Genomic DNA, 20,518 nt, shown 5'->3' with positions numbered 1-20,518 from the left:
TTAACCCCTGCAAATGGCAGCGAGATTATTTTCTCGCTGCCATTTTTTATGTGCTTAAGCTTAAGCCGCGCGCATTGGCACGACACGACTGTCGGCAATACCTAAACTGGTTTCGATATTTTCCACGCTTTGCTGCACTTCTTGGGCGATGACTTCGCTCTGCTGCGAACTGGTTTGCGCTTGGTCTTTCAGGTTATCCATGCTGCGAACAAATTCATCGAGGTAATCCACCTGTTCCTTGGCGTTGAGCGAGCCTTGTTTGGCGGTATTGGCCATTTCACTCGCTTGATTTTGTACGGTTTGTGCCATTTGCCATAGGCTTTGTGCCCGCTGTTTTTGGCTATCGGTCGCTTGGGCAATGCCATCGACACTCTCGCCGAGAGCAAGGTTAGATTGGGTGAGCTGATGCAGGATTTTCACAATTTCATTTAACGATACCTGAGTACGTTGGCTAAGGCTGCGCACCTCATCGGCGACCACGGCAAAACCGCGACCTTGCTCGCCTGCACGGGCGGCTTCGATAGCGGCATTAAGTGCCAGTAAATTAGTTTGCTCGGCGATATTGCCAATTACATCAATGATTTTTGCCACATCTGCCACTGAGTTATTCAGGCTTTCGAGCGAGGCATGGCAAAGGCCAACCGCCGTTTGGGTTTGCTCTGTGGCACTCAGTACCGCTTCGGCCTCGGCTTGGCTCGACTGCATTTGGCGCATGGTTTCGACCGCACTCTGCTCGACTAGAGCCGAGGTATGACTGACCTCATTGGCGAGGCTACGGATATGCTCGGTTTGCGACTGCGTGTCGGCGACTATGGTCTGAGTGTGTTCGGTGTGCTGCGACAGTTGAGTAATGCGCGCGACCAACTGACTTAAGGATTGAGAAACCTTAGTCATTTGTTGGCGTTGGAGTTCATCTTCCTGTTCAAAACGATGCAGTAGCTGATTAAAATGCCCTGCAATTTGGCCGGTTTCGCAGCGGCGATTGATGTCCAAACGTTCACGGCTGTTGGACTCGCTTAATTGCATAAAGGCTTGATTGAGGCGTTTAAGGGGTTTAACCACGCGGTTCTGTTGCAGGATTAAATAGCCGATAGCAAACAGCGCCATAATCGAAACCATTGCATAAAGAATGACTTGTAACTCATATTTGAGCTGTTGGTTTTTGGCGGCCTGTGCCTCACCGAGGGCAATGAGCTGCTGTTCAACTCTGCCAATCGCTTGAATTAATTGCGCTTGCATCTCCTGATTGGCTTGCAGCAATTGGTGGGTGTTGGCGACTTCTTTATTGTATCGATTGGCAAGGCTTAGCAGCTCGTAGCGATCATTTTCGCCCACTTCAATTTGCTGCGGCTCACTTGCGCCGAGGGCAAATTCATCGGCTTCCTGTTGTTCATATACACCGATTAATGGCAGGGTGTTGAGTTGATCGCGCCATTGGTTAAGTGCTTTACTGGTGCTGTCGAGAATGTTCTTAAGTTGCTGGTTTTTATCAATGAGATAGCCATCGGTAAGCTGCGACAGTTGATAAACAATGCTGGGAAAGTCACGGCTTAATTGCAAATATTGCTCGGCTATTGCTGCATTAACGGCTAAGCCTTTGTCGGCATAGCTACCAAGCCTGCGGTTATAGTCGAGCATTTCGGATTCGGCGTGGGCCAGCAGTTGTCTTGGGTTGCCTGCGAGTTTGCCCGCCGCGCGGTATTTAGTGTCTAAGTCTTGAATGAATTGATTCAGGCCGGCCTGTAATTCCTCATCGGCATTACCTGATGCGGCAAGGTTGAGTTCGCTGAGTTGGTTTTTGATTTTGCTCAGCTTGGCTTTGGCTTCTTCGAGTTGGGTCGCGTTGCCGCTGGTTAAATAGCCATCAAGATCGCGGCGAACGCCTACGAGAAAGTCCTGTTGCAGGCCTTGGAGTACTTGGGTTTGTTGCTCAATCTGCTGTCTTTGATCGCTACTCCAAAGTACTACTGCTGCTAATAATCCCGCAAGCAATAACAACAGCGCTGAAGCAGTACGTGACAAGGTCGAAATCTTCATGATGCAATCTTCATTGGAAACTTAAGGTAAGTTAACTTCCTAAAGTTTATGAATTTCGCGTGACATAAATATGACAGAACCAATCAAATGTCAGCGTTGTCATTATGATTTTGGGATTATTCTAGCGGTAGCCAAACTTGGGCTTTTAAACCGCCTGCGGCGCGATTCGAGAGGGTAATTTGGCCTTGGTGGCGGTCGATAATTCGTTTGATGATGGCGAGCCCAAGCCCTGAGCCGACACTGCCACGGGCAATATCACCTTGGGTAAAAGGTTGGAAGAGTGTAGGAATTTGTGATTCATCTATCCCTGGGCCATTATCTTCAACGCTAAAGCCGATGCGTTTGCCGTCAAATTGCGAGCTTATCCGCACCCAGCCGGAGCCATAACGAAAGGCGTTTTCAACTAAGTTGCTCAACACCCGCTTAATCGCCAGCCCTTGAAATAAGGCCTCGGGGCAATCGCTCAGCACGACTTCAATTTCACCGTCGCGGTTGGCTTCGGCTTGGGCAATATCTTGAATGAGTTTATTGATTTGCCCGGGCTCGCGGCTGGCTTCCTGATCTTGGCGAATATAGGCAATAAATTGGCTGATAATGGCATCCATATCTTCAATATCGTTGACGATACCGTCTTTAAGATATTGATCTTCTTCAACCATCATCTCAGAGGCAAGGCGGATGCGGGTCAGCGGCGTGCGCAAATCGTGGGAAATTCCCGCCATCAACAGTGCACGATCTTGCTCTAGCTGCTTCATGCTATGGGCCATTTGGTTAAAGGCGTTGGTCACTTCCACCAGTTCGCTGGAGCCTTTAAGCGGCAAAGGATCGGGAAACTCGCCACGGGACACCGAGATCGCGGCTTTTTGTAAGCGCCTTAATGGTCTGTTTTGCTGGCGAGCAAACCACCATCCGCCGGCAACACTGAGTGCGCCGATCACCATCAAGTACAAGGTCAGTGGCGACAAGTCGGAAACATTTTGCCCAATCAGCGGCACTTTAATCCACACAGACGGCGCCTGCGGTGGGCGGATCCAAATTTGCAAAACACTGCCGTGGGTAACACGGACTTCGGCATCGCCACCGAGATATTCCGACATCTGTGATGACCAAAAACCGTAGTAGGTGGCTTGTTCGATGCCCGCTTCACGGGCTTGCTGTTGGTTATACACCTTCATACCATCGTCGCGGACTTTGGCATTGAGCGCATCGACTATGGTTAAATGCTCGCGGCCGATATCGACACCATCGACAAATAACAGATTGATTTGACGGGCGATTAACTGGTTGATTTGTTGATAGCTGGGTTTCAACACATACACAGCGACAGTGACATAGGACACCAGCTGATTGATCAGCAGCAAACAACCAATCAGCAGTACCGTTTGACTAAAGGCGCTGCGCGGAAGGAGTCGCTGCCACCACTTAAGTTTCATAGTCGTGCCAAAAAAGCGTCAACAACAGGCCAAAAGCAGCTCATCGACGGGCGGCACCGTCGGGTACAAATACATAGCCTAATCCCCACACGGTTTGAATGTAGCGCGGATTAGCGGGGTCTTTTTCAATTAAGCGCCGTAGACGCGATACCTGCACGTCAATCGAGCGCTCGAGCGCCGAATAATCACGGCCACGGGCGAGGTTCATCAGTTTGTCCCGCGATAACGGTTCCCGTGGATGGGTAACTAACACTTTTAATACCGCAAATTCGCCACTGGTCAGCGCGATGGCTTCATCACCGTGGTACATCTCGCGGGTTGCTAGGTCGAGGGAAAACTCACCAAAGCTAATTTCGGCTTCTTGTTGCGCGGGCGCGCCGGGCACATCCTGAATTTGGCGGCGCATCACCGCTTTAATCCGCGCTAATAATTCCCGTGGGTTAAAGGGTTTTGGTAGATAATCATCGGCACCGAGTTCTAAGCCGATAATGCGGTCGACTTCATCGCCTTTGGCGGTGAGCATCACAATCGGAATGGTGCTGCCCTGTTGGCGCAGACGACGGCAGATAGATAAGCCATCTTCCCCGGGCAACATCAGATCGAGCACAATCAAATGAAAGTTTTCTCGCTCCAGTAAACGGTCCATCTGCTCAGCATTGGCCGCACTGCGTACCTGATAGCCTTGCTCCATCAGGTAACGCTCGAGTAGTGCTCGTAGGCGCATATCATCATCGACAACGAGGATTTTCGAGGTTTCTTGTCCCATGGGATGTCCTTAAATTGCTCGGATTATTGCTTTTATTTTTTATGCCGTCATACAACAAAGATTAACTGGCTGAAATTGAAAACGAATCTGCCAAGAATGCGCTTAATATAGCTGGATTCAATCTGAGCGACTAGCTCATGATGTAAGCCAACCACGGTCGAATGCGACAAATTGCCAACTCATGTTAATACTAAGCAAATGAAATTGCATGGGAATCGTTGAATATATTCACTATACATATGAAATTGTAACTAAATTGGCATTTCTGGCAGCGGTGCTTTTTGCTAGTCCTTAACTTTGGCGGCGACTCTGAGTATCATCAGTGCCACGCCTGTTTAAAATTATGCTCGTTGTTAGTTAACTATAGAGTCTTAACATGAAAGCGCATTTGATCACCCGCCAAGGCTGGATGACCTTAGATAAAGAATTAAAATACCTGTGGAAGGAATATCGCCCGCAGATCACCCTCAAAGTGCAAGAGGCCGCCGCGCAGGGCGATCGAAGTGAAAATGCGGATTACACTTACAACAAAAGGCTTTTGCGTCAAATAGATAGTCGTGTCCGCTATTTAGTTAAGCGCCTCGAAGAGCTTAAAATTGTCGATTACTCGCCGCAGCAGGAAGGCAAAATTTACTTTGGCGCTTGGTTTGAGCTTGAAAACGACGCCGGTGAGCGGGTGCGTTATCGGATTGTCGGTAAAGATGAGCTCGATACTAAACTGGGTTATATCACCATTGATTCTCCCATGGCGCGGGCACTTATCGGCAAGCAAGTTGATGATGAAGTGGTAGTGCAAACGCCCTCAGGCCCAAAGACATGGTATATCAACGAAATCCGTTATACGCCGTTCGAGATTCCGCTTGACTCGATGTGCGAGGGCGAGGGCGAATAAGCCTTGCGAGATCAAACTCTCGGCGATTTTCAGCGGCAAATCGCTCGCATCATATGAAACAACGACTGCGCCTGTGGTATCTTGGGCGCAATTAGGATTAATCAAACCGTTAGGCACGATACTTTATTTATGCAGACTATTGCCCAAATTATTGCACAGGAACTCAATGTTCGTGAGCATCAAGTCACTGCCACCATAGATTTGCTCGACAATGGTGCTACTGTTCCCTTCGTTGCCCGTTACCGTAAAGAGGCGACTGGTGGTTTAGACGACACCCAGTTACGTACGCTGTACAGCCGTTTAGGTTATTTGCGTGAGTTAAATGACAGACGTCAGGTGATTTTATCCAGCATTCAAGCGCAGGGTAAATTAACGCCTGAGTTGCAACGGGAAATCGAAGGCGCCGATAGTAAAACGCGTCTCGAGGATCTGTATCTTCCCTTCAAACCTAAGCGTCGCACTAAGGGCCAAATTGCCATTGAAGCGGGATTAGAGCCGCTGGTCGAAACCTTGTTAGCGGATCGCAATGCCGATATTGAAGCATTGGCTGCGGGTTATCTGAATCTAGAAGCGGGTTTTGCCGACACCAAAGCGGTATTGGAAGGTGCCCGTTATATCCTGATGGAGCGCTACGCCGAAGATGCGGAATTACTGCGTAAAGTTCGCGAACATTTAAGCCAAAACAGTGTGTTAGAGAGCCGTGTTATTGCCGGCAAAGAGAAGGAAGGCGCGAAGTTTCGCGATTATTTCGAGCACAACGAACCTTTGGCCAAAGTGCCATCTCACCGCGCCTTAGCTATGCTCCGTGGCCGTAATGAAGGCTTCCTGTCGTTATCGATGAATGCCGATCCTGGCGCAGAGGCGGGTCAAGGCAGTTACTGCGAAGTCATTATTAGTGAGCATTTAGGCTTAAAGCTGGGCGATAGCAGTCTGGATCAGTGGCTCAAAACGGTCGTTACTGCCACGTGGCGAATTAAAATTGCCCTGCAAATGGAAACCGAGTTTATCTCGCAAATGCGTGAGCGCGCCGAAGCGGAAGCCATTAACGTATTTGCCCGTAACTTAGGTGATTTGCTGATGGCCGCGCCAGCGGGCGCCAAGGCAACCATGGGCCTAGACCCAGGTCTACGTACTGGCGTTAAAGTCGCCGTGGTGGATAACACGGGTAAGTTGGTGGCACACACCACGATTTTCCCCCATGCACCACAGAATTTATGGGACAAGTCGATTCGTACCCTCGCCAACTTAGTGCAAATGCATAAGGTAGAGTTAATCGCGATTGGTAACGGCACCGCCTCCCGCGAAACCGATAAATTAGCGGCTGAGTTGATTACCAGCCTCAAGGATAGCCAACCACAGCTGACCAAAGTGATGGTGAGCGAAGCGGGCGCCTCGGTGTATTCCGCATCAGAACTGGCGGCATTAGAATTCCCTGAGCTAGACGTTTCGATTCGCGGCGCGGTCTCAATTGCCCGTCGTTTACAGGACCCATTAGCGGAACTGGTGAAGATTGAGCCTAAGTCTATTGGCGTTGGTCAATATCAACACGATGTGAGTCAAAGCCAGCTTTCTAGCTCGCTCGAAGCCGTGGTCGAGGATTGCGTAAACGGTGTGGGCGTGGACTTAAACATGGCGTCTGTGCCTTTGCTATCGCAAGTTGCAGGTTTAAATAAAACCTTGGCCAAAAACGTGGTGGATTACCGCGACGCCAACGGCGCCTTCAAAAATCGTAAAGAGCTGTTAAAAGTACCGCGTTTAGGCCCTAAAGCCTTTGAGCAAGCCGCAGGCTTTTTACGTATTCGTGACGGCGATAATCCATTGGATATGTCAGCGGTTCACCCCGAAGCCTATTCGTTGGTCGAAACGATTGCCAAGACCAAACAAGTCGATGTGGCGAGCCTTATCGGCAATTCAGAATTATTACGCAACATCAAACCGCAGGAGTTTACGACTCCTGAGTTTGGTCTGCCGACAGTGACCGACATCCTTAGCGAGCTGGATAAACCTGGCCGTGACCCCCGTGGCGAGTTTAAAACCGCTAAGTTTAAAGATGGGGTTGAAGAGCTTAAGGATCTGAAACCTGAAATGATCCTCGAAGGCGTTGTCACCAACGTGACTAACTTTGGTGCCTTTGTGGATATCGGCGTGCACCAAGATGGTTTAGTGCATATCTCGTCATTAACCGACAAATTTATTACCGATCCCCATACCGTGGTCAAAGCGGGTGATGTGGTAAAAGTGAAGGTGATGGAAGTGGATGTGGAGCGTCGCCGAATTGGCCTGAGTATGCGTCTGGATGAGGCGATTGATCAGAGTAAGTCGCAAACTCGCACGCCAGTGCAGGGTAAGCATCAGGGTAACAAGCCGAATCAGCACAAAGCGTCACAACACAAATCATCACAACCTCAGTCTGGGCGGTCAGCACCCAAGCCAGCCCCTGTCAATGCGGCGATGGGCAATGCCTTTGCTGATGCTTTCGCTAAGTTGAAAAAGTAAGTCATCTCGATGCGACTCGGGCGTTAGCATGTGCCCGAGTCGACATTTTTTACCCCTCAATCACAAAATTGTTGCATGTTTGCTACGACAGGTAATATAAAGGCGGCAATTTAATGCAACCTTAAGCCAGATCGGTTGTCATATAACAACTTCTGGTAATTTTTCAAATTGACACTCCAAAGCTGAGTGTGCGTTTAATGTTTTTGGGGTAATACATGCAGTCAGGTTTATCTGCTGGTGGACGCAAGGGCGCCCACGGGCCCTTTCGCGTCATTCTTATTTTCAGTCTGTTAGTACTGGCTATAGCTACCGCTAGCCGAATCGGTTTAGGCCTGTGGCAGGGCGAACGTGTAGCCGCTGTTGACGGTTGGTCGCATTTGTTGCTGCAAGGTATTCGTGTCGATATTGCAACCCTATGTTGGTTATGGGGTGTGGCAGCCTTAGGTACGGCGATATTTTCGGGCGATCATTTGATTGGCCGAGCATGGCAATGGATTCTGCGTTTATGGCTAACCATAGGCCTCTGGACTATATTATTCCTCGAAGTGTCGACGCCCGCCTTTATTGAGGAATACGGCATTCGCCCTAATCGTTTGTATGTGGAGTATTTGATTTATCCCAAAGAAGTGCTGTCGATGCTGTGGGCGGGACGCAAGCTTGAGCTGATTTTTTCTGTAGTGCTGAGTATCGCAACCCTATGGGGCGGCTGGGTATTGAGCGGTAAGTTGTGTAAAAACCTGCGTTTCCCCCGTTGGTATTGGCGCCCGGTGTTAGCCGTGCTGGTTATCGTTTTGACCCTATTGGGTGCGCGTTCAACCTTAGGTCATAGACCGATTAACCCTGCGATGGTGGCATTTGCCGATGATCCATTAGTAAACTCCTTAGTGATTAACTCCGCTTATTCTTTAGTATTTGCGATCAAACAAATGGGCAGTGAGGAAGATGCTTCTAAGGTGTATGGCTCCTTGGACAAAGATGAGATTATCAAGGTCATTAGGCAGGAGAGCGGTCGCCCTGAGAGTGCGTTTACCTCAAATGAACTTCCCTCTCTGAGTTTTAACCAAGCCAGTTATACCGGAAAGCCTAAAAATTTAGTGATCTTGCTGCAAGAAAGTCTGGGAGCCCGTTTTGTGGGGAGTTTAGGCGGTTTGCCGTTAACGCCGAATATCGATGCCCTCTCACATGAAGGCTGGTATTTCGATAATCTCTACGCCACTGGCACACGCTCTGTGCGCGGAATTGAAGCTGTTACGACTGGTTTTACCCCTACGCCAGCCCGTGCGGTGGTGAAATTAGGCAAGAGCCAGACGGGTTTCTTCAGTATCGCTGAATTGTTAAAAAATCACGGCTATACCACCCAATTTATCTATGGTGGTGAGAGCCATTTTGACAATATGCGTAGCTTCTTCCTCGGGAATGGTTTTAGCGACATTATCGATCAGAAGGATTATAAATCTCCTGCGTTTGTCGGCTCTTGGGGTGCTTCTGATGAAGATTTAATGCGTAAGGCAAATAGTGAGTTTGAGCGTCTGCATAGCGAAGGTAAGCCTTTCTTTAGTTTAGTGTTTAGCTCGAGTAACCACGATCCATTCGAATTCCCCGATGGCCGTATTGAGCTGTATGAGCAACCAAAACAAACCCGTAATAACGCGGCAAAATATGCCGATTATGCGATTGGTGAGTTCTTTAAGCTGGCCAAAAATGCCGACTACTGGAAGGACACCGTCTTTATTGTGGTAGCTGACCATGACAGTCGAGTCGGTGGTGCGGATCTGGTGCCAGTATCGCGTTTCCGTATTCCTGGGTTAATCCTTGGGGATAATGTTGCACCAAAACGCGATCACCGTATCGTGAGTCAAATCGACTTGCCACCGACCTTGTTATCTTTGATTGGTATTTCAGACTCTTACCCTATGTTAGGGCGTGACTTAACTCAGGTCAGCGATGATTGGCCTGGACGTGCACTGATGCAATACGACAAAAATTTTGCGTTGATGGAAGGCAAGGATGTGGTGATCCTGCAGCCAGAGAAAGCGGCGCAAGGTTTCCAATATGATGAAAAAACTGAGCACTTAACGCCTTATGCGCCCGCGGCGCAGGCGCTAGAGAAAAAGGCCTTAAGTTGGGCTCTGTGGGGCAGCCTAGCCTACCAGCAAGAGCTGTATCGCTCGGGTAACTCGAGCAAATAACCGCATAAAAAATGCCGCTTAATCAGCGGCATTTTTATTTCTACACGCCATAACCCATCAAATCCATGACGACATGGCGGGCTCGGCCTCTGGTTGAGTCTGCTGCGCATAATATTGGCTAATACGTTGCCCAACTTGTTGATAAAACTGAGGTGACTCCCCTTGTATAGGTTGACGAGCGGCGCTGGTATTGGTTTTTGCATTAGTATTTGTTGGCGGAGTATTGTTTTGGCCAACCTTTAAGCGAATATCCTTGCGTTGCAAGGCCGCAGGACCTCGGACTGGCACCCTAAGCGTCTTAGGAAGTGCGCGATCAGCAGCCACAACTGGAGCTTGTTTTTCTTGCTGTTGTTGACTCTGTTGCTGCGAGGATTGCTGTTGCTGCTTTTGTTGAACTTGTTGCTGATTTTGCTCAAGTAATCGAGCCTGTTGCTGAGCTTGGTCTGCAGTACGTTCATTTTGCGGGTTAAAGGCGCGTTCTTCATGGCCTTTAGTCGCAGCCTGAGGTGGGATTACCACTGGTTTTAGCTGATTGTCGACCCGAGCCGAGTCCGTCGCGACATTCGTGGTCGCTAGCGGAACTTGGGGGTAGTTACTGACAAGCAGCATGAAAAATTCCTTGTAGCCTTAATGGTTAAATACTAGCCACTAATTGCACAAAGATAAAGCATTAGTCCTTGAATTGTGCCAACCAAGGTAAGAGTGTTTGTAAGAATTCTTGCCTATGTGACACGAATGGCGCGTGGGATGCTTTGGCGAGCATCACATCGGTGATATGGCTTGCTGTTGGCATTTTAGGTTGGACGCGTTTGGGCACGAGTCCATCTAGTCTGCCCCATATCCGCAGCCAAGGTAGGTTGATGCTCGATAACTGCGGTCTGAGATCAATTTGATTCAGCATATCAAGGCCTTGAGTTAATGCCGCAGCATCGGGAAGTGGGCGAGCTAAGACTAAATCCCGTAGCTGTTTGATATCGTCTTTGGCAGTTTCACTGCCCATGGCTTGAATTGCTAAAAAACGTTCAATGGTTTTTGGTAAATTTTGCCCAAGCTGTTCGCCAAACATACTGAGTACTTGTGGTGGGATACCGGGCCATGCTTCTTCTTCTCTTGCCATAAAACAGGGGGAAGAGGCGATAGAGACTAATCCTTTAATCTCCAATGGATAGCGAATGGCAGCTTGAGTTGCCACTAAACCGCCCAGCGACCAGCCAGCCCAAATTGCATTGGCGGGTAAGCTACTGATTAACGCATCGACCCAAGCAGATAAATCGCCCGCTATCGGTTGGCTTAAGCCAAAACCCGGCAGATCGACATAGTGCACTCTATACTCAGACAGTTGCTCATGCAGCGGCGTAAACACGGCGCTATTAACCCCCCAACCGTGGATCATCACCAGATCTGGCCCTTGGCCAATGGTTTCGATATGCAGTTGGGGATGATGAGTAGACGTTGTAGCGTTCACTAAAATACCTCAAATAGGATGTTGTATGTCGGGCGATAGCAAATGGATTTGGTCGCAACAGGGGGCGAAGCTATTACGCTTAGTCTCGCATTGGGGGCCTCGTTGCTTGGTGGGCAGTTTACCTAACCGCTGCTTACTGTGCCACCAATCCCTAAATTCAACGGAAGCAGGATTTTGCCAGATATGCCTGCAAACTGGCTTGTATCACAGCCCCATTTGCTTAGGTTGCGGCAAATCCATGCAACTTGAGCTGGAATATTGTGGTCAATGCCAAAAGCATCAGCCGCGAAAAGTCATCGCTCCTTGTAGTTATCATCAAGGCTTTGGCCCTTGGATAGCCGCTATCAAATATCAGGGACAACTCGCCGCCTTACCCTTATTGTGCCAAGCCTTAGTGGCGCGCGTTGGTCAGCTTGAACAGCAAGGATTAACCACTCTACCACAGGCCATAGTACCAGTTCCTTTACACCCCAACCGATTAAGGCAACGCGGATTTAATCAAGCATGGTTAATCGCCCATGAGTTATCGCAACGCTTACAGTTGCCCTTAGTTGACCAAGGATTAACGCGGCGGCAGGATACCCGCCCACAGGCTGGACTCAATGGTACGCAGCGGCGACGAAATCTACAGGATGCCTTTGAGTTAAATGCTGATTTTGCCTATCAACGCATTGCATTAGTGGATGATGTGGTGACGACAGGCACGACGGTTGCGGAAATCGCCCAGTTATTCGAAGCGCGATATGTGCATGTTCAAATATGGTGCCTTGCACGAGCCGAAGCGCCAGGCTTGTTGGAGATAACGGACTTATAGTTAACAAAGATCGTTGCAGTGTAGCGTTACGAACGTCAAAACTATGTCAAAAATATGGGATATAAAAAATAACTTTTAATTTTGCGATCAAATGTAAGTATATGTATCTATAGATTTTGTTTGTTACTCGTATTGAGATACCTTCTAATCATATTTTGTTTGGGGGTATTTATGGACGCTAAACGGGCGCTATCAAATGCCAATATGGCATCGACATTACAAGACGTTATTCAGGCGATAAGTGCTGCTTTGAAACCGCACGGTTTTAGTGGATTCTGGTTTCAAGGGGTCGCACATTGTGCGTATGAAAACTATCACTTCCCAAAAGAAACAAATTTGTTCTCGCAAGCCTCGCTGCGTAAACCCACTGCCAGCGTAGCTTCATCCCCAAAAGTTGCCCAATTGCAGCGTTTTTATTTAAGTCAGATTGCCGCTAGTGATTTTAATTTTGGTTTTTCGTTAGATACATCAAGATCTTATCTTTATCGCTTGTCGTGTGAGAAAAGTGACAAGGCTCGCCGACTTTTTAATAAGCACCATATTCAAACCGTATTAAGTTGGCCCGTTGCATGCCATAGCAATCGACATTGGGCGGGTCGCTTTATTCTACTGAGTCATTTGGATGATTCGGACATCCAATTAACGGATTTGAGCGCGACCTTAAAGGATGCCCAAAACAAGCTATTTGAATGTAATAAGTCATTGTTTAATCCGTTTCTTCAAAGTTCTCTACTGAAAGATAATGCGAGAGATATCTTAGTTATGGTCGCAAACGGCCTGCAGAATGACGAAATTTCAACCCAGCTCCCGATAAGCATTAGGGGAGTTGAATACCATATGGAATCAATGCGTAGGAAGTTTGGGGCGACGAATCGAGCAAACTTAATTCATCTCGCCCATCAATATGAGTTGATCTAAATATGTTGGTATTACTGGTTGAAGACAATCGGCTGCTCTCTAACAACATCATTCAATATCTTGAATTGAGTGGCATAGAGTGCGATTACGCGTTCAACCTAGCGCAAGCAGATATGCTCATTAGCCAGCAGCAATTTGACGCAATTATTCTCGATCTAAATTTGCCGGATGGGGATGGCATTGAAGCGTGTGAACGCTGGAAAGCACAGTGCATTACCTCACCAGTAATCATGTTAACTGCACGTAGTAGTCTGAATGATCGCTTGAGTGGTTTTGCTGTTGGCGCAGACGATTATTTAGTCAAACCCTTTGCGATGGAGGAGCTGGTCGCGCGGCTGAAGGTGGTAGCCCAGCGTCGTCCCGCACCCCAAAGGTTGATTATTGGTGACCTAGAAATCGATTTTGCAAACCACATGGTGTATCGGCAAGGGCAACAGCTGGCTTTGTCTAAAACCGGATGGCAGATCCTAGCTTTATTGGCGCGTCGTAGTCCAGAAACTGTGACTAGAGAAGAGATTGAGCGAATGCTTTGGCCCGACTGTGCACCAGATAGTGACAGCTTACGCAGCCATATTCATCTTTTACGCCGAGTGATAGATCGCCCGTTTGAGCGGCAAATATTACATACAATTCGTGGTGTTGGCTTAAGCCTTAGGGATGAAATCAATGCAAGCGCCTAAATTTAGCCTTAAGCGTAGCTATCAAGTGTGGGGAGTGATTTTTCTATTAATAACCTTAGGCGTGAATAGTTTTATCCCGCTTTGCATGATGTGTGCAGGTATGATTTCTATGCATGAAGTCACAATGCATAATGCAGGGCAAGCAGCCGAAGCATTACTGAAGCTGGCGCAGCCAACTCAGCAACCATTACAGCATCAGCCGATTCTAAAAACCGATAACTTAACCGTCTATTCTCATTGGCTAGATATTCCGCCACACATTCGTGAGTTAAGTCACAATGAAGTCTTAAAAGATGCGAGCAAAATTCGCTATGAGCATGCAGAAGGCCCCATTGTTAACGCGCTGAGTGTGTACTACACCCAAGCTGGCCAGCCGCTCTACGTTTGGCTGCAGTTTAGTGTTACCCATGATCTGCAATTCGCCCCTAAAAACATGACGGCCATTTTGCTGCTAGTGCTGATAACCTTCTGTGCCAGTGCAAGCTTAGCGTTTTATATGCAAAGCAAAGTGATTACGCCTGTGCATCAAATTAGCCATGCGATTAAGCAGCATGACTGGGAAGCCGGAGGCAAACTGAGTTTGCCGCAACAAGAATATGCTGAATTAAAAGCTATTGTTGATGCTTTAGATAACTCGATTTTACAGCTTCAAGAGGCTCAGCAACGCGAACTTAATTTTTTACGCTTTGCTAGCCATGAGTTAAGAACGCCAGTTGCCATATGCCAATCTTCATTCGAAATCCTTGCATTACAACAAGGTGAGCTTACAGGGGCAACGCTGTATGCTTCCCAAGCGACCAATCAAATGAAGTCACTCATCGAAACCTTGCTGTGGTTGACCAATAAAGAGTGTTCCAGCTTAGAAAAGGAAAACGTCGCGTTATCGCCTTTGCTTGCCAGTATTATTGAGGAGCAGCAACGGGTTCATGGTCATGAGCAAAAAATTCAATTATTTTCTGACGATACTTGTTTGCCCGTTCAGCTTCATCCACTAAAAATAATATTAAGCAATTTATTAAGGAATAGTATTGAGCATGGAGGGCGGGATATTCGCATTACTCAAGATGCTTGTTGTATAGAAATAACTAATTTCTACAATAGTAATGGCCGGCATGGATTTGGTTTAGGACTTTTACTGGTGAAACGTCTCGCAAATCAATTGGGTTGGATTTTTACTAGCTCATCTGAAAATAATTTATTTTTCGCCAGGTTAGAAATATCTAACGGCTAAATAATGGAAATGATAAGTTTACTGCATTAAACCACACACTTTTAAAATGCAAAAGCGCCGTTGGGCTTAGATCACATAGTCATCATGATATTCGTAGTAACGTTATTATAAACGTTTACTGGTCGATAAGTATTTTAAAATACTTCCTAGAATACATGATTGAGAGGGGATCTATGTGTAAAAAAAGTGTGGTATCTATTTTAGTCGGTGCAATTGTTTTTAGTGGTTCAGTATGTGCTGATGTGAATAAAACGAGCGTGGATTTAGGTTATAAGTTTTATACCATTGACACAAAAAATGATAACCCAGGTGTTTTTAATCAACCTTTTATTAAGTTGAATCATTTGGGAATTGCTGACTGGGGGACTTACTTTGCTAATCTTAAGCTCGAAAACCCGGCTGAAATCGCGGAAAATCAGAAACATCTTGATGGTAAAACTACCATTAAGTCATTATTAATACTTGAAAATAATCTAGGAGAATCGCAGTTCAACTTTTGGACTCAGAACTTTATCTCTGCGAGTGAAACGCTAGTTGAAGATAATCTTTATTTAGGTGTTACCCATAATGCAAAAATTCAAAAGCTATCACTCAACTATGGGGTTGGTTTAAATTATACCATTGGTAGCTTTTCCCCCACATCAGAAAAATTTAACGACCTGTCAGGTTATGCAGTAGTTTTAAATGCAAAGTATCCATTTGAGTTGCTAGGGTTTAAACATAGTTTAAGTTTGAATTATGAGGCGCAAATTGATAGGGATAAAGCGCATCAAGCATTATTTTCATACGACAGCTATGGCCATCAGATAATCACAACGTTACAAACAAACCTTACTGATTCAGTTTTTTCGAAAATATATGTCACTCATTATGATAGCTGGGGGTCACAATATAATGATGGGATTGAATACGGTGTATCTGTTGGTTATCAGTTTTAACGGTTTAATAAGTTAAATCTCATTTAATTTGGTGTTGTTCTATTTTTTTCATCAAAAATAATAAGGGAATTGTAATGCATTATAAAAAATCCATTATTGGTATTGCTGTCACTGCAACAGCAATTATTGCCGGCTGTCAAGTTACCCATCAAATAGTAAAAAGCCAAGGAACCGCTCAAGGCAAGCATGGCGAAGTACAGGTCGAAACCACATTCAAAGACGGGCATATTGTGGCGATTGATGTACTGAAGCAAAAGGAAAATAAAGTCCTTGCTGGTGCCGTATTTAAAGATGTTAAACAGGCGATTATTGATAATAACTCTATCGAGGTTGACGGTATTGCAGGCGCCACCGTAACGTCTAAAGCGCTTAAAGAAGCCGTGGGTAAAAGTATTGAAGCCGCGGGTGTTACTCTTGTTGCAACGGCTTCTGCTAAGAAAAGTGAGGCGCTAACCCCTGCAGAATATACCTATGATGTGGTGATTATTGGCTCGGGTGGAGCAGGTTTTAGCGCGGGTTTAGAGGCGAAAGCCGCAGGTCGCTCCGCCGTTATTATTGAGAAAATGCCAATTATTGGTGGTAACTCATTGATCTCTGGCGCAGAGATGAATGTGGCCGGTAGTTGGGTGCAAAAAAATATGGGAATTACCGATAGCAAAGAGCTGTTTATCAGCGATACGCTAAAAGGTGGCGATTTCAAAGGTGATCCTGAAATGGTTAAAACCATGGTCGATAATGCCGTCGGTGCAGCCGAATGGCTAAGGGATTACGTCAAAGTAGAATTCTACCCAGATCAATTATTTCAGTTTGGTGGACACAGCGTTAAACGGGCATTAATCCCTAAAGGTCATACTGGGGCAGAGGTCATTAGTAAGTTTTCGATTAAAGCGGATGAAGTCGGTTTACCGATCCATACCAATACTAAGGCTGAAAAGTTAATCCAAGATCAAACGGGTCGCATTGTGGGTGTAGAAGCGACACATAATGGCAAAACCATCACTTACCATGCTAAACGCGGTGTTGTGATTGCAACGGGCGGTTTCTCCTCGAATATGGAGATGCGCAAGAAATACAATCCAGAACTCGACGAGCGTTATGGTAGTACAGGCCATGCGGGCGGCACCGGTGATGGCATTGTGATGGCAGAGAAAATTCACGCAGCGGCGAAAAATATGGGCTATATCCAGTCATATCCTATTTGTAGCCCAACCTCCGGCGCGATTGCCTTGATTGCAGACTCTCGTTTTTTTGGTGCGGTGTTAATCAACCAGAAGGGTGAGCGTTTTGTTGAGGAATTGGAGCGCCGAGATGTGATTTCACATGCCATTCTAGACCAACCTGGCCGCTATACTTATGTGCTCTGGAATCAAGATATTGAAAACGTTGCCCATACAGTTGAAATGCACCAAGGTGAACTGAAGGAATTCACAAAAGACGGGTTAATGTATAAGGTCGATACCCTAGAAGAGGCTGCTAAAGTCTTTAATATTCCTGAAGATAAGCTGTTATCAACGATTAAAGACGTTAATCACTATGCCGCAACAGGAAAGGATGAGGCCTTTAATCATCGCTCAGGATTAGTCGATTTAAGTAAAGGACCTTATTGGATTTTAAAAGCGACACCTTCCGTGCACCATACGATGGGCGGCCTTGTGGTGGATACACGTACTCGTGTACTAGATGAACAAGGAAAGGTGATTCCAGGCTTGTTTGCTGCGGGTGAAGTGACGGGTTTAACCCATGGAACCAATCGCCTCGGTGGCAATGCTTATACAGATATCATTGTTTTTGGCCGTATCGCAGGACAAGAAGCTGCAAAATAATTTGTCTTTTATCGGATCTTTTTAGCGACTCAATTGAGTCGCTTTTCTTTTTATTAATGATTGTTTACTCATGCATAATGCTGATGTTTAAGTGTTATTTATAAATTGCTTAATAAGGTATGAATCGTGATCACTATGGCAAAAATCCATAAACTTGCACCCAAGGGGACTACAAAGCGTGAGTGACTAGGAGTATCATACGGCTAATTCTTACTAAAACACTCAGGTATCCCCTGACGGAGCTGGTTTCCATGATTACGATTTCCGATGCGGCTCAGGCCCATTTTGTAAAGTTGTTAGCCGATCAACCTGAAGGCACTCATATTCGCGTATTTGTGATTAGTCCTGGTACCGCACAAGCCGAGTGTGGCGTGTCTTACTGCCCACCTGACGCCGTTGAAAGCGACGATATTGAATTAGAATTCAATGGTTTTAGCGCTATGGTCGACGAAAAGAGTGCGCCATTCTTAGAAGAAGCCTCAATCGACTTTGTGACCGATCAATTAGGTTCGCAATTAACCCTGAAAGCACCTAACGCGAAAATGCGTAAAGTCGCTTCCGATGCGCCATTAGCTGAGCGTGTTGAGTACGTGATCCAATCAGAAATCAACCCACAACTAGCAAGCCATGGCGGCAACATTATGTTGGTTGAGATCACCAATGAAGGCGTTGCGGTATTGCAGTTTGGCGGTGGTTGTAACGGTTGCTCGCAAGTGGATATCACTTTAAAAGATGGTATCGAGAAGCAACTATTGGATATGTTCCCAGGCGAGTTGTCTGGTGTACGTGACGTAACCGATCACCAACATGGTGAGCACTCTTACGCTTAAGCTTTTGAGTTGAGCTAAATGAAAAAACGCGACCTTGAGTCGCGTTTTTTATATTTGGCTGTGATGCTACAACTGAGTTTTTAGGTTATCTGCTAAAAACTTATCCAGCGCCTTAAAGGTGGTTAATCTGTGGTCATTGTTACTCAAATAATGGTCACCATTTTCAAGCTCAATATATTCGACGTTTTTCTTACGAGATTTTAGCTCGTCAAACATTTCGCGGCTGTGTTGTACCTTGACCACTCGGTCCTTATCGCCATGCAGTAGTAATACTGGGATGGTGATCTTATCGGCTTTACTGATGGGCGAGCGTTCATAGAGGACGTTAAAGTCATCGCCAATTTGTTCTTTGACGACTTCATAATTGGTAAAACGGCGACTGGATTTTACCAGGTAAGCCACGTCTGTCACCCCAGCAACACTGACTGCGCAGCGATACAGTTCGGGTGTCATTGCGGCGCCCATTAGTGCTGCATAACCACCATAACTCGCGCCGACAATACAGATACGTTGCGGATCGCTAATCCCTTGATTGATTAGGTAACGCGTGCCATCTTCCACATCGTTTTGCATTTCGAGCCCCCAGCTTTTTAGGCCGGCTTTCATAAACTCATAGCCATAGCCTGCTGAACCCCGAAAGTTCATTCTGAATACTGCGTAGCCACGGTTGGCAAAAAACTGTGCCCAATAATCGAAGTCATTACTGTCGTAACTAATGGGGCCGCCGTGGGGGAAGATAATGGTTGGCAGTTGCTTGGCTTCGAGGCCCTTTGGCACTGTCAGGTAAGCATCGATTTTGAGTTTATCCCGCGCTTCGTAGCTTAAGTATTGCGTGTCGGCGAGTTGCTCGCTGCTGAGCTTGCTATATCTCTCAGCAATCGGAAACAGCGCCTTCTCATCCCTATCGCCAAAGTAATAGGTGCCGGGCTGAGTCGAGCTGGTGGAGTAGACGATATAGCGGCGTTCATTGGCGCTAAATTGGGTGATGTAGTTGTGGGCATTGGGTAATACCGCTTTCAGCCCATTTTGTAGGCCCGCATATTCAGGATCCCAAAAAGTATACTCTTCGCCATCACCCTCACTGATCCCAATAACTTTTTTCTTTAATTCTGAATAGATGAGATCGCCTTCGACATCGGTATTTTCGTTGGCGTACACCAGCTCCTTGGTGAGCTTAGGATCGGTTAAATTCACCTTAAAGATAGCTTCAAATCCTTGGTGATAGGCGCGTACGTACAGAATATTCGGGTCGGCATCAAACCCCAGTGGCCAGACACTCTCTTCAGAGAAAGCTTTAAAGCTCCAAAGCAAGCGAGACTCTGCTTTTTGTTCGGGCTGTTCGTAGATGCGGTATTCAGTATCATCGTTATAGATGGAAATTCGGACCTTGTGCTGCCTGTCGGTAACCCAGCCGATGATATTACGCTTAGCATTTTGAATGTAGGAGGACTTTCCCTGTGACAGATTGACTTTGAGTACGCTGTCTTCCCCTACATTTTGGCCCATGCCATCAAGGGATAGCAGAATATGTTCCGAGTCATCTGGCATCAGATCGATAATTTGCCCTTGATGTTGGGGGATCCAACTGAGTCGATCGATAACACTAGGAGCAAGTACACTCGAAGTCTTTCGAGTGGTTAAATCGTACTTAACTAGGCGGGTTTCGGTTGTTGGTGTTCCATAACGATTTGCTGGAAACTGAGCTTTTATTAACAATGTAGTATTGTTTGCCCACCTTAACGACAGCATTACAAATTTTTGGTTATCAGTATGAACTGCAACGCCTTTTTCACCCGTTTCTAAATCGAGAATGCTGACAACGGTTCCCTTGAGTTTAGGTTGTTCGACACGAACAATGGAGGCAATTTTTTTACCATCGGGTGACAATTGCACAGAGCTGACATCGGGAATACTAGCAAAAGCCTCGACGGGAAGTTGTGGTACCGTTTGGGCAAGCAGTGGCAGGCTTAGCCACAGGAGCAGTAGAGGTAAAATCCTTTTCATTT

16 protein-coding genes are annotated in these 20,518 nt (G+C 46.6%); 10 read left to right on the top strand and 6 right to left on the bottom strand.

Annotation, left to right across the window (positions count from 1 at the left end; genetic code table 11):
• Window positions 1-60 precede the first annotated feature (60 nt).
• The 3 genes from HG547_RS05830 to ompR all read right to left on the bottom strand — a co-directional run bounded on the left by HG547_RS05830 (window position 61) and on the right by ompR (window position 4,236).
• Window positions 61-2,037 (bottom strand): methyl-accepting chemotaxis protein, encoded by a 1,977-nt coding sequence (locus HG547_RS05830; protein WP_169547276.1) that lies wholly within the window; start codon window positions 2,035-2,037, stop codon window positions 61-63.
• A 116-nt stretch (window positions 2,038-2,153) separates the two neighbouring features.
• On the bottom strand, window positions 2,154-3,470 hold the full coding sequence (gene envZ, locus HG547_RS05825) for a two-component system sensor histidine kinase EnvZ (protein ID WP_037427393.1): 1,317 nt from the start codon (window positions 3,468-3,470) through the stop codon (window positions 2,154-2,156).
• A gap of 40 nt (window positions 3,471-3,510) precedes the next feature.
• Window positions 3,511-4,236 (bottom strand): two-component system response regulator OmpR, encoded by a 726-nt coding sequence (gene ompR, locus HG547_RS05820; protein WP_037423742.1) that lies wholly within the window; start codon window positions 4,234-4,236, stop codon window positions 3,511-3,513.
• Between the two features lie 376 nt (window positions 4,237-4,612).
• On the opposite strand from ompR, the gene greB reads away from it, so the two are divergent.
• The 3 genes from greB to HG547_RS05805 all read left to right on the top strand — a co-directional run bounded on the left by greB (window position 4,613) and on the right by HG547_RS05805 (window position 9,813).
• Window positions 4,613-5,128: a transcription elongation factor GreB gene (gene greB / locus HG547_RS05815; RefSeq protein WP_169547275.1), complete on the top strand. Its 516-nt coding sequence runs from the start codon at window positions 4,613-4,615 to the stop codon at window positions 5,126-5,128.
• 129 nt (window positions 5,129-5,257) lie between these two features.
• Window positions 5,258-7,624, top strand: coding sequence for a Tex family protein (locus HG547_RS05810; protein ID WP_169547274.1), 2,367 nt, complete (start codon window positions 5,258-5,260; stop codon window positions 7,622-7,624).
• 215 nt (window positions 7,625-7,839) lie between these two features.
• Entirely contained in the window at window positions 7,840-9,813 is a 1,974-nt protein-coding gene (locus HG547_RS05805; protein ID WP_169547273.1) for an LTA synthase family protein, read from the top strand.
• Window positions 9,814-9,870: 57 nt separating this feature from the next.
• Here the strand turns inward: HG547_RS05805 and HG547_RS05800 are convergent, their stop codons facing one another.
• Entirely contained in the window at window positions 9,871-10,422 is a 552-nt protein-coding gene (locus HG547_RS05800; RefSeq protein ID WP_069453972.1) for a hypothetical protein, read from the bottom strand.
• A gap of 61 nt (window positions 10,423-10,483) precedes the next feature.
• Entirely contained in the window at window positions 10,484-11,278 is a 795-nt protein-coding gene (gene bioH / locus HG547_RS05795) for a pimeloyl-ACP methyl ester esterase BioH (protein ID WP_169547272.1), read from the bottom strand.
• A 25-nt stretch (window positions 11,279-11,303) separates the two neighbouring features.
• On the opposite strand from bioH, the gene HG547_RS05790 reads away from it, so the two are divergent.
• From HG547_RS05790 to nfuA, 7 genes are all read left to right on the top strand, one after another.
• Window positions 11,304-12,092 carry a ComF family protein gene (locus HG547_RS05790; RefSeq protein ID WP_169547271.1) on the top strand — a complete coding sequence of 263 codons (789 nt, stop codon included), beginning with the start codon at window positions 11,304-11,306 and terminating at the stop codon, window positions 12,090-12,092.
• 171 nt (window positions 12,093-12,263) lie between these two features.
• On the top strand, window positions 12,264-13,010 hold the full coding sequence (locus HG547_RS05785; protein WP_169547270.1) for a helix-turn-helix transcriptional regulator: 747 nt from the start codon (window positions 12,264-12,266) through the stop codon (window positions 13,008-13,010).
• A 2-nt stretch (window positions 13,011-13,012) separates the two neighbouring features.
• Window positions 13,013-13,690, top strand: coding sequence for a response regulator transcription factor (locus HG547_RS05780; RefSeq protein ID WP_169547269.1), 678 nt, complete (start codon window positions 13,013-13,015; stop codon window positions 13,688-13,690).
• Window positions 13,677-14,921 carry a HAMP domain-containing sensor histidine kinase gene (locus HG547_RS05775; protein WP_169547268.1) on the top strand — a complete coding sequence of 415 codons (1,245 nt, stop codon included), beginning with the start codon at window positions 13,677-13,679 and terminating at the stop codon, window positions 14,919-14,921. Before HG547_RS05780 ends, HG547_RS05775 begins: the two co-directional genes overlap by 14 nt.
• A 173-nt stretch (window positions 14,922-15,094) precedes the next feature.
• A complete protein-coding gene (locus HG547_RS05770; protein ID WP_169547267.1) occupies window positions 15,095-15,859 on the top strand; it encodes an outer membrane protein OmpK in 765 nt (254 codons plus the stop codon).
• Window positions 15,860-15,933: 74 nt separating this feature from the next.
• Window positions 15,934-17,682, top strand: coding sequence for a urocanate reductase (gene urdA, locus HG547_RS05765; RefSeq protein WP_169547266.1), 1,749 nt, complete (start codon window positions 15,934-15,936; stop codon window positions 17,680-17,682).
• A gap of 251 nt (window positions 17,683-17,933) precedes the next feature.
• The gene (gene nfuA / locus HG547_RS05760; protein ID WP_169547265.1) at window positions 17,934-18,512 is read left to right on the top strand and encodes a Fe-S biogenesis protein NfuA; all 579 of its coding nucleotides are present in this window, start codon (window positions 17,934-17,936) and stop codon (window positions 18,510-18,512) included.
• 66 nt (window positions 18,513-18,578) lie between these two features.
• Here the strand turns inward: nfuA and HG547_RS05755 are convergent, their stop codons facing one another.
• The gene (locus HG547_RS05755) at window positions 18,579-20,516 is read right to left on the bottom strand and encodes a S9 family peptidase (RefSeq protein WP_144345314.1); all 1,938 of its coding nucleotides are present in this window, start codon (window positions 20,514-20,516) and stop codon (window positions 18,579-18,581) included.
• Between the last annotated feature and the right edge of the window lie 2 nt (window positions 20,517-20,518).

Source organism: Shewanella sp. DNRA4, from assembly GCF_012843185.1.
Classification (GTDB): domain Bacteria; phylum Pseudomonadota; class Gammaproteobacteria; order Enterobacterales; family Shewanellaceae; genus Shewanella; species Shewanella xiamenensis.
This window is presented reverse-complemented; position numbering and strand designations above follow the sequence as displayed.

Excerpts from the sequence above, each read along its gene's own strand:
- HG547_RS05830 (WP_169547276.1), bottom strand. The coding sequence starts at position 2,037 with ATGAAGATTTCGACCTTGTCACGTACTGCTTCAGCGCTGTTGTTATTG.
- envZ (WP_037427393.1), bottom strand. The coding sequence starts at position 3,470 with ATGAAACTTAAGTGGTGGCAGCGACTCCTTCCGCGCAGCGCCTTTAGT.
- ompR (WP_037423742.1), bottom strand. The coding sequence starts at position 4,236 with ATGGGACAAGAAACCTCGAAAATCCTCGTTGTCGATGATGATATGCGC.
- greB (WP_169547275.1), top strand. The coding sequence starts at position 4,613 with ATGAAAGCGCATTTGATCACCCGCCAAGGCTGGATGACCTTAGATAAA.
- HG547_RS05810 (WP_169547274.1), top strand. The coding sequence starts at position 5,258 with ATGCAGACTATTGCCCAAATTATTGCACAGGAACTCAATGTTCGTGAG.
- HG547_RS05805 (WP_169547273.1), top strand. The coding sequence starts at position 7,840 with ATGCAGTCAGGTTTATCTGCTGGTGGACGCAAGGGCGCCCACGGGCCC.
- HG547_RS05800 (WP_069453972.1), bottom strand. The coding sequence starts at position 10,422 with ATGCTGCTTGTCAGTAACTACCCCCAAGTTCCGCTAGCGACCACGAAT.
- HG547_RS05790 (WP_169547271.1), top strand. The coding sequence starts at position 11,304 with ATGTCGGGCGATAGCAAATGGATTTGGTCGCAACAGGGGGCGAAGCTA.
- HG547_RS05785 (WP_169547270.1), top strand. The coding sequence starts at position 12,264 with ATGGACGCTAAACGGGCGCTATCAAATGCCAATATGGCATCGACATTA.
- HG547_RS05780 (WP_169547269.1), top strand. The coding sequence starts at position 13,013 with ATGTTGGTATTACTGGTTGAAGACAATCGGCTGCTCTCTAACAACATC.
- HG547_RS05775 (WP_169547268.1), top strand. The coding sequence starts at position 13,677 with ATGCAAGCGCCTAAATTTAGCCTTAAGCGTAGCTATCAAGTGTGGGGA.
- HG547_RS05770 (WP_169547267.1), top strand. The coding sequence starts at position 15,095 with ATGTGTAAAAAAAGTGTGGTATCTATTTTAGTCGGTGCAATTGTTTTT.
- urdA (WP_169547266.1), top strand. The coding sequence starts at position 15,934 with ATGCATTATAAAAAATCCATTATTGGTATTGCTGTCACTGCAACAGCA.
- nfuA (WP_169547265.1), top strand. The coding sequence starts at position 17,934 with ATGATTACGATTTCCGATGCGGCTCAGGCCCATTTTGTAAAGTTGTTA.
- HG547_RS05755 (WP_144345314.1), bottom strand. The coding sequence starts at position 20,516 with ATGAAAAGGATTTTACCTCTACTGCTCCTGTGGCTAAGCCTGCCACTG.